At 60.4% G+C, this 9,529-nt stretch carries 8 protein-coding genes; 7 read left to right on the top strand and 1 reads right to left on the bottom strand.

Annotated features, from left to right (window positions below; translation table 11 throughout):
- The 6 genes from NW857_RS00170 to NW857_RS00145 form a co-directional block, all read left to right on the top strand.
- On the top strand, window positions 1–1,300 hold a 1,300-nt coding region (locus NW857_RS00170; RefSeq protein ID WP_414367655.1), incomplete at its 5' end, for a response regulator.
- 47 nt (window positions 1,301–1,347) lie between these two features.
- Window positions 1,348–1,713 carry a response regulator gene (locus tag NW857_RS00165; protein WP_414337355.1) on the top strand — a complete coding sequence of 122 codons (366 nt, stop codon included), beginning with the start codon at window positions 1,348–1,350 and terminating at the stop codon, window positions 1,711–1,713.
- A 106-nt stretch (window positions 1,714–1,819) separates the two neighbouring features.
- Window positions 1,820–2,353, top strand: a complete 534-nt coding sequence (locus NW857_RS00160) for a chemotaxis protein CheW (RefSeq protein ID WP_414333988.1) — start codon at window positions 1,820–1,822, stop codon at window positions 2,351–2,353.
- 40 nt (window positions 2,354–2,393) lie between these two features.
- The gene (locus tag NW857_RS00155; protein WP_414333986.1) at window positions 2,394–4,631 is read left to right on the top strand and encodes a methyl-accepting chemotaxis protein; all 2,238 of its coding nucleotides are present in this window, start codon (window positions 2,394–2,396) and stop codon (window positions 4,629–4,631) included.
- Window position 4,632: 1 nt separating this feature from the next.
- The gene (locus NW857_RS00150; RefSeq protein WP_414349151.1) at window positions 4,633–7,386 is read left to right on the top strand and encodes a response regulator; all 2,754 of its coding nucleotides are present in this window, start codon (window positions 4,633–4,635) and stop codon (window positions 7,384–7,386) included.
- Window positions 7,387–7,389: 3 nt separating this feature from the next.
- A complete protein-coding gene (locus NW857_RS00145; protein WP_414333983.1) occupies window positions 7,390–7,872 on the top strand; it encodes a hypothetical protein in 483 nt (160 codons plus the stop codon).
- Here NW857_RS00145 and NW857_RS00140 read toward each other — a convergent pair.
- Complete coding sequence (locus tag NW857_RS00140) at window positions 7,848–8,381, bottom strand: hypothetical protein (protein ID WP_414333982.1); 534 nt, start codon at window positions 8,379–8,381, stop codon at window positions 7,848–7,850. The genes NW857_RS00145 and NW857_RS00140 overlap by 25 nt on opposite strands.
- A gap of 171 nt (window positions 8,382–8,552) precedes the next feature.
- Here NW857_RS00140 and NW857_RS00135 point away from each other — a divergent pair.
- Window positions 8,553–9,529, top strand: a 977-nt coding sequence (locus NW857_RS00135; protein ID WP_414333980.1) for an acetyl-CoA carboxylase carboxyltransferase subunit alpha, incomplete at its 3' end; no start/stop codon positions are given.

Here is a 9,529-nt window from a genome sequence, read left to right as displayed (position 1 = left end):
CACCGATATTGTCAATCTCAGCGCAGAAAATTGCCCAAGCATGTCCTCTCCGCCGATGAATTGCCCCAACGTCTGTACGCAAGTCTCTGACCATTTGCTGAAGGTGGAGGCTGGTTTCACAGGGGTTGTTCGGTATTGCAGTGCTCTGGACAGAAGCGAGGAGCTGGACACTTGGTCATTGGTGTTCCACCAAGGTCGTCTGGGATTTGCACACCACAGCTTCGAGCCTTTGGAGCGACTGGACCGCCACCTGCGTCGGCTCAGCCATCAAGTTTTTTCTCTGACCCGCCAAAATTGCCTGCGTATCCATAGGCAGGTGGAAGCGCTGCTGGCTCAGGAGACGGGACCTCTGCCCGCAGACCTTCTGGGGCTGAGTTGGATGGTGACGGAACAACTGCTGCCTTGGGAAGCTGCGCGTCGGCTGAACACCTGGATCAGCGAGGAGGTGCTGCAAAATCTGTTGCTGGTTCCAACCAGCTTTCGGCAGGAGATCATCCCGTTGGACACGGTGCCCACCCTGGGTCAGTGGGAGGTGGGATCCCTGCTCGATCTGACCCAAAAGCGGCTACAGGCTTGGCAATCTTTGGGGCCTGAGATCACCTCCCCCTACCAACGGCCCTACTTTGCCAGCCGGGCTCAGGCAGAACGCCTTCCCGCCGAGCAACAGGAACGTCTGGGCCGGTTGCTGAAGGGGTTTAGCTTCCGCCAGTTGAGCGCTCTTCTCGATCAAGACGACCTGCGGATCGCTCGCCGCCTACATCCTTTGATCCAAGCCGGCATCCTTGTCCTACGGGATCCCCAGCCCCCCTTTGATCGGCTGCCCAAAACCTACGCGGCCAGGCTTGAGACAGAATTGCAGCCCTCAGAAACCCCCACCGTGCCTCTCCAACTGGCCAACGGGCTTGCGGATCTGGGCCCATCCCCCCCAGTCTCGAAAACCTGGGTTGTGGCTTGTATTGACGACAGTGAAGCCATGCTCAGCGAGCTGCAGCGGTTGCTGGAAGGGCACCACTTGGTCATCCACACCATCAGCGACTCTTTGAAAGCCTTGATGAAGCTGACCACTCTCAAGCCGGATCTCATCCTGCTGGACGTGGGCATGCCCAACGTGGACGGTTACCAATTGTGCAGCCTTATCCGCAAGTCCTCTGTACTCAAAGATGTGCCGGTGGTGATGGTTACGGGCCACAAAGGCCTGATCGATCGGGTTAAGGCGCGCTTGGCCGGTGCTACCGATTACCTGACCAAGCCCTTTCGGCAGGAAGAATTGCTGCAGATGGTGTTTCGCTATCTTACCTAGGGGCACCTTAAGCTTACGGTGGTTGAAAAACAAAGGAGTTGTCGATCATGGTGAAAGTTTTGGTGGTGGAAGATGTGGCCTCGGAGCGCCAGCTCATCAGCGATTACCTGCGGGCAGAAGGCTATCAAGTGGTGGCAGTGGCCAGCGCCCAAGAGGCATTGCAGCAGATCCGCAGCGACAAACCCGATGTGGTGCTGACGGACTTGGTCATGGAAGGCATGAGCGGGCTGGAGTTGTGCCGCCAAATCAAGAAAAACCCGGAGACCCAAAAGTTGCCCGTTGTGGCCTGCACTTCTAAAAATCAAGAGCTGGACAAACTCTGGGGCATGAAGCAAGGGATCGACCTTTATCTGACCAAGCCTTTTAGCCGCGAGGACATTGTGCGGGCCGTGAAGTCGGTGCTGCTGAGTTGAGTCTCGGGATTTTTTGCAGCGAATCTCCCTTGCTGAGTCCAAGTTGCGGTCGTGGTTCTGGGGTGCAGTCTGGTTGGGCCTTAGACGTTGCAGAGCGAGAGCAAAGATGCTGGCGACCTCTTTTTCTTCCCAAAGCTCTACTGCCGTCCGCACCGGAGAATTGTACTTACATCTCCAGTTGGGGGTGGACTGTCGGGCCCTTTTGCCCATGACAGTTGCCCAGGAAGTGCTAATTGTTGCCCCACAGCACTTTACTCTTCTCCCCAACCAGCCCGCATGGGTGCTGGGCTTGTTCAACTATCGCAACCGCATCCTCTGGGGCGTGGATCTGGGACAGTTTCTTGGCCTGGAGCCTTTGGACGTTGGGCAGCCCGAATACCATCTGGTGGTGATGCGCCCAGAATGTGGGGGGCTGGGCCTGGCTGTGCAACAAGTGAGGGGGGTGGCTCGAGTGGTCAGCCAGCAGATCCAGCCTCTAGCAGAAGCTCAACCCGTCCAAGATAGGTTCCGGCTGGATAGTCTCTGCGACTGTTGCAGTGGTTTGGTCTGGGAAAAGGAAAAGGAAGAGACTCTCTGGGTACTCAGCCCCCTTGCCATTCTCCAAAGGCTCAACTCGGCCTATTCCCAAGCCAATCCTTGATCCCTCTCAACCGTTTTCTCCTAGCTATAGGTAAAACTCTATGGTCTCCTTCCGTCCCCTCTTCCTCAAGTTGGCCCCCTCTTCTCGACCCCAGGGTAAAGTCGCCGGATCCCGTCTGGCTCTGGCGATCAGTCTCCCGCTGGGCATCAGCTCCCTGTTGTTTGCCGTTTCTGCCGGCAGCGTAGCCCGCACCTACTTCGATTTCGAGCCTTCCATCTCGCGGCAGTTCACCCTGCAAAACCTGAGCGATCAGGTGATCTATTTGGATGAAGTCTTGACCATGTCTGCCCGCATGGCTGCTGCCAGCGGGGATCTGTCCTGGGAAGAGCGCTACAACCGCTATGTACCTCAGTTGGATAAGGTGCTGGCGGAGATTCAGCGATTGGATCCCGCTTCTTACGAGGCCTACGCAGCCAAAACGACAGAAGCCAACATCAAACTGGTGGAGTGGGAGGTGCAGGCTTTTGACTTGATTCGAGCCGGCGAGCAAGAACGCGCCTTTGACCTGCTGCACAGCCCCGAGTACGAAGAGCAAAAGCGCATCTACGCCGAAGGGATCAACCAAACCCTGGAGGCCATTCGCGGCAACATTCAGAGCAGCGTCCGGCTCTACGAGCGGGATCTGTTGGGGGCTTTGATCCTTTCGGCTACCAGCTTCCCGATCCTGCTGGTTAGCTGGGGGATCATCTTGATCCTGGTGCGCAACTTTGTGCGGGAACGCAACGCCACCTACGAGCGACAAGTCTCCGATACCCGGCTGGCCCAACGGTTTGCCGATATTGCCCGGATTCGCCAAGAGCAAGAGCTGATCGATCCCCTGAGCGAGCTGTTGGGCGAGATGCGTCAGCGCTTTGGTGCCCAACGAGTGGCCTTCTATCGCCTGACCGCTCCCGAAGAGGCGCAGGTTATTGCTGAATCCCGCGACAGCAGCCTGCCTGACACCTTGGGCACCTTCCTCCGCCGGATCCCGGCTCCGCTCCAGCAGGCTCTCCACAGTGGGCAAGTTTACGCTTTTGGCCCGGTGCCTGGGGTAGACCTGGGCGCCGACCACCTGCAGATGTTGGGCACAATCCAATTAAAAGCCGAGATGGTGGCGCCGGTGGTACGTGGCGATGAGCTTTACGGTTTTTTGGCCGTAGGCCGCGCCCAAAGCCAGAGCTGGTCTGACGAAGACCAGAAAAACCTGGCCGAGCTGGCCAACCGCCTGAGTCAAGCTTTGGGTAACCTGGGGGCGCTGGAGCAAAAGGCCGTGGCCGCCCAAGAACGAGAGCGGTCGGAAGCGCTGCAAAGAGAGCTGCTGCAGCTTATTGGCGAGGTTACAGAGGCCTCGCGGGGAGACCTCACCGTGCGGGCGCAGCTAACCGCCGGACAGGTTGGCATCATGGCAGACTTTTTCAACGTCATCATCGAGAGCTTGCGCGACATCGTGATTCAAGTGCAGCAGGCTGCCGGGCAAGTCAACCAATCGATTGGCCGGGACGAGGCAGCCATTCGCGAGCTGGCCGAGGCGGCTCTCCGGCAGGCCATCCAAATTGAAGAGACCTTGCGCTCTGTGGAACAGATGACGCTCTCGATCCAGGAGGTGGCCGATAAGGCCCAGCAGGCTGCCACAGTAGCTGAGTCTGCTGCCACTACGGCTACCGACAGCAGCTTGACCATGGATCGCACGGTACAGAACATCCTGCAACTGCGGGAGACGGTGGCCGAAACGGCCAAGAAAGTGAAACGGCTGGGGGAATCTTCCCAGCAGATCTCCAAGGTGGTGTCCTTGATTAACCAGATTGCCCTGAAAACCAACCTGTTGGCCGTAAACGCCAGCATTGAGGCGGCTCGCGCCGGGGAAGAAGGGCGGGGTTTTGCGGTGGTTGCCGAAGAGGTGGGGGCTCTGGCCGCCCAGTCGGCGGAGGCCACCCGCGAGATCGAGCGCATCGTGGAAGGGATCCAACGGGAGACCAGCGAAGTGGTGCAGGCGATGGAAACCAGCACCGGCCAGGTGGTGGAAGGCACCCGACTGGTGGAAACAGCCAAGCAGAGCCTAGGGCAAATTGTGGAAGTCTCGCGGCAGGTGAACCAACTGTTCCAGGCCATCGCCCGCTCCACCGAGGCCCAGGTCGACACCTCCCAAACGGTGCGGCAGTTGATGCAGCAGATCGCCAACATTGCCGCCCAAACGGCGTCAGCTTCGCAACAGGTGGCCAACTCTCTCCAAGCTACGGTGGCGGTTGCCCGTCAGCTACAGGCTTCGGTGTCCACCTTCAAGGTGGGGGAGGCAGTCTAGTATGGAGCCAAATCCCGATGGCCTCGACCCGCGCGAATGGCTGGTGAGGCTGCAGTTTTTGGAGGAGGCCCAGACTTACCTCAACACCCTGGAGACAGAGGTAGTGGGGCTGGGATCCCGGCAGTTGGATCGCCCCCGTTTGGATCGCCTGCTGCGGGCTGCCCATTCCATCAAGGGTGGGGCGGCGATGATGGGGTTTTCGGCGCTCAGCGACCTGGCCCACCGCCTGGAGGACGGCTTCAAGATCTTGCAGGTGGATCCCCAAAAAGCCAAGCCCGCAGTAGAGCGTACCCTGTTGGCGGCGTTGGATTGCATGCGCCAAATTGTCCAGCGCCACCAGCAGAGGCAGCCGTTGCAAGAAGACTGGCTGAGGGAGAAAGTGGAGCCCATCTTCCAGCGGCTGCGGGAGCAGGTGGGAGAGTTGCGGCCGGAAGATACCGCGCAGGTGTTGGCTGCAGAAGCCGGGGGCGATATCCGGGTACTGCTGTTTGAAACGGAGGTGGAAGCCTGCCTGCAGCGGCTGGAGGGAGTTTTGGCCGCGCCCGACCAGCCCTGTCTGCGGGAGGAGTTTCTCATCGCTGCCCAAGAGCTGGGGGCGCTGGGGGAAATGTTGGATCTGCCTGCCTTTGTCAGCTTGTGCAGCTCGGCAGCCCAGGCTCTGGAAGCGCTGCCGCCAACTGAGAAAGAGCAGGTGTTGCCCGTTGCTCAGGCGGTTTTACAGGCTTGGCGACACTCGCAGGCCCTAGTGCTGGTGGGCCAGACGAATCTTCTCCCCAGCTCCTGGGATGCGGCAGAGCCTCCGGTCTCCTCCGCAGCAGAAGCCCCTCCCCCCCCAGGGGCCACTGCCGAGCTGCCGGATGCAATTCCAGCCAGGGCCAAAAGCCCCGCCGAGATGCTACGGGTGCCGGCTCGCCCTCTAGAACAGTTGGGGGAGCTGTTGGGAGAGCTCACGAGTGAGCGCAACCGCCTCAACAGCCGCCTGCAGCGGCTGCGGGAGCTGGCCAACTTGTTCAAACAGCGGGTTCGCACCCTAGAAGAAACCAACAGCCGCCTGCGCAGCAGCTACGACCGCGTCGCCGCCACTGTGCCCGCCTCTCTGCTATCACAAGCAAGGGATCCCGGCCTGACCCTGGTCGATACCTTTGACCTCTTGGAGATGGATCGCTATGGGGAGCTGCACCTTTTGGCCCAAGAGATGATGGAGACCATCGTGCAAATTGACGAGGTTACCGCCGATATCGACACCACGCTGCAGGAGACCGAGGGCAGCGCCCGCCAGCTCAGCCGCCTCTCCCGGCAAATGCAAATGCGTCTCGACCAGGTGCGCATGCAGCCGCTGTCGGATTTGACGGATCGCTTTCCCAGGGCACTGCGGGAGCTGAGCTTAGCCCATGGCAAGCCTGTGGAGCTGCGGGTTCTGGGGGGATCCACCCTAATCGAGCGTTCGATTTTGGAAGCTTTGGCGGATCCCTTGTTGCACTTGGTGCGCAACGCCTTCGACCACGGCATTGAAGATCCGGACACCCGCTTGGCTCGGGGCAAGCCGGCCAAAGGGCTGATTGAAATTGCCGCCAGCCAACGGGGCAACCGCACCTTCATTACGGTACGCGACGATGGAAGAGGGATTTCTCTGGACAAGGTGCGTGCCCGGGCCTTGCAAATGGGTTTTTCTGCCGCCGACTTGGATCAGGCTTCCAAGGAGGAGCTGCTTGAGCTCATTTTCCAGCCGGGCTTCAGCACCGCCGAGCAAGTCAGCGAGCTCTCGGGGCGGGGGGTGGGTTTGGATGTGGTGCGCACCAACTTGGAACAAATTGGGGGGCAGGTTCAGGTGGAATCTAGGGCGGGGGAGGGTACGCTGTTTACCCTGACTCTGCCTCTTTCCCTGAGCGTCAGCCGCGTGCTGCTAACAGAGTGCCGGGGGTTGATGTTGGCCTTTCCGGCCAACGCAGTGGAAGAGGTGCTGCTGGCTCCTGAGCTTCCTGCCGATGCCTTCCTTTGGGAGGGAGAGCAGGTTCCTTTGATCCCCGTAGGGCGTTGGTTTCGCTTTGCCCGCTGGCAGCCTGTCCAGGAAATGGATGGGACCCCCCTCCTCGACCGACCTGTGGTGCTGTTGGTGGCGGAAGGCAACCAGCCCTACGGTCTGTTGCTGGATCGGTTCTGGCGGGAGCAAGAGGTCACCCTGCGTCCGGTGGAGGGAGGTCTGCCTCTGCCGCCGGGGTTCTCTGGCTGCACCGTTTTGGCGGATGGGCGAATGGCCCTTTTCGTGGATCCGCCTGCCCTCCTAAGCTGGCTGCTGGCCCAGCGGGATCGGCCCTGCCGGCCAGCAAGGGATCCCCTTCCCCAGTCCAGGTTTGCCGCCCAGCCCCATCTGCTGGTGGTGGAAGATTCAGTTAACGTGCGCCGCTTCTTGGCCATAACCCTGGAAAGGGCGGGGTTTCGGGTTGAACAAGCCCGCGACGGACAAGAGGCTTGGGAACGGCTTGAGAAAGGAGTTCCCATCCAAGCGGTGATCAGTGATATCGAAATGCCGCGGCTGGATGGCTTTGGCTTGTTGGCCCGGATTCGTGGCCACTCCCTGTATAGCCAGCTCCCTGTGGTCATCCTGACTTCCCGCAGCGGCGAGAAACATCGCCAATTGGCCCAACGGCTGGGAGCCAGCGCCTATTTCTCCAAGCCCTTTCAGGAACAGGAGCTGATCCAACAGTTACGGGATCTGCTGCAGCCGGCCCCGCCGATATTGTCGGTAGCGAGGTAGACCATGGCCCTCCTCTCTCCTCTGCGCTTGCGCCGTCTGGCCCGCCAGGAGCACCTGAGAAACCAGCAAACCTTGATTACCTTTCAACTGAGCTCCTACTGTTTTGGTCTACCCATTGAACGGGCGCGACGGGTTTTGGCCTGGCAAGACTTTCAATCTGTTCAGGAGGACGGCCTTGAGCTTTTGGATACCAGCCGTCTATTGCTGGGCCGCGGGATCCCGTTTCTGCCCCAGGGAGTTCTGTTGCTGCAAGCGGGCAGTTGTGAGGACGGCCCACCCAATCAGGTCGATAACTCGAAAACGATGGCCCTGCCCCTTCCCAGTCAGCCAATCCTGCGCCGCCTAGCTGCTTCTCAGGTACAACCTCTCCCCAGCCGCTACGCCGCCCAAGGCCGCCAACGAGGCATTGTGGGATGGATCCCGCCCGCCGAGGGTCGGCTCCCCCTGTTGGTGTTTGACCCTCATCTTTGGTCTGTCCGTCCCTGAGCGGGGATAGGGGGTAGCTCCAGTGCCGGGTTCTCGACGCGGGCTAGCTCCCAACGGTAGGGATCCCGCCGCTGCCAGTCCAGGCGGAAGGGCTGTTCCAGCGCGTTTACCTGATCCCGCGTCAGGTTGGCCAGAGGGCCGCCGGATCCCTCAATAATAAACCAGAGGGTGGCTTGGCCTTGATCCCCAGGGCCGAGCTGCACCTGTAGCTCTTGAGGCCGGATGCGCAGGCGCAAAAACTGGCCGAAGACCTCGCGGCTGTAGGCCAGTGCCTGCTCTTTGTCCAAGCCCCAGCCATCGCGATAAGTGGCGGCCACTAAGTTTTCTACTTGGGCCCAATCTCGCCGTTCTACAGCTTGCAGCAACCTTTGCGTGTGGACTCGGATTTGCCGCTCCGGCTGAGCGTAGTGCCAAAAGGCGCCCCCTGCGATGGCCAGGACGACGGATCCCACCACCGCCCAGCGCAGCCAGGGGGGAAGAGGTGCAGAGGAGTGGGAGGAGGAAAACACAGGTTTGAGCGGAGCCAGAAGAGGGCCTTCTCTAGCTTAGAAAATCCGGATGTGAGAAGATAGCGCTACGCGCCGCCATGCGAGTGGCTCCTGGCCTTCAGCAGCCTACCACCTCAAAAGCTGTGACCCGCATCAGCCTCACACTTTAACTCAAGGTTACTTCAACTGCTCATGACCAAAGCTACCGACCGACTGCTGCTGGAGTTTGAGCAGCCCGTTGCCGCCCTCGAACAGCGCATCCAGGAAATTCGGGCCTTGGCCGAAGAAAACGACATCGACGCCTCCGAGCAGATTCGCCAGCTGGAGGCCAAAGCCGAAGAGCTGCGCCGCGAGATTTTCAGCCAGCTCACGCCTGTCGAGCGGCTGCAGGTGGCCCGCCATCCCCGCCGCCCCACCACCTTGGACTATGTGCAGACCATCTGCGACGACTGGTTTGAGCTGCACGGGGATCGCCACGGCCAAGACGATCCGGCCATCGTCGGCGGCCTGGCCAAGCTGGGGGATCAGCCGGTGATGATCCTGGGCCACCAAAAAGGCCGCGACACCAAGGACAACATCCACCGCAACTTCGGCATGCCCAACCCCGCCGGCTACCGCAAGGCGCTGCGGCTGATGGAGCACGCCCACCGCTTTGGCCTGCCGCTCTTGACCTTTATCGATACGCCGGGGGCCTATCCGGGAGTCAAGGCAGAGGCTGAGGGCCAAGGGGAGGCCATCGCCACCAACCTGCAGACCCTGTTTCGGCTGGAGATCCCCATCATCTGCACTGTCATCGGCGAAGGGGGATCCGGCGGGGCTTTGGCCATTGGCGTTGGGGATCGCATCTTGATGTTTGAGCACGCCGTTTATTCGGTGATCTCGCCGGAAGGCTGTGCGGCCATCCTTTGGAAAGATGCCAAGAAAGCGCCCCAAGCCGCCGCCGCCCTGCGCATTACTGCCCAGGATCTGCTGCAACTGGAGGTGATCGACGAGATCTTGCCAGAGCCGGTTGGCGGCGCCCACCGCGCTCCTCTGGAAGCTGCCCAGACCCTAAAGGAGGCGCTCCTACGACATCTCAAGGAACTTTCTGCCCTGAGCGGGCGGGAGTTGCGGGAGGAGCGCTACCAAAAGTTTCGTCGTATGGGAGCTTTTCTGGAGCTGGCTCAGGA

Origin of the sequence: Synechococcus sp. H55.9 (genome assembly GCF_047462355.1) — a bacterium.
Classification (GTDB): domain Bacteria; phylum Cyanobacteriota; class Cyanobacteriia; order Thermostichales; family Thermostichaceae; genus Thermostichus.
This window is presented reverse-complemented; position numbering and strand designations above follow the sequence as displayed.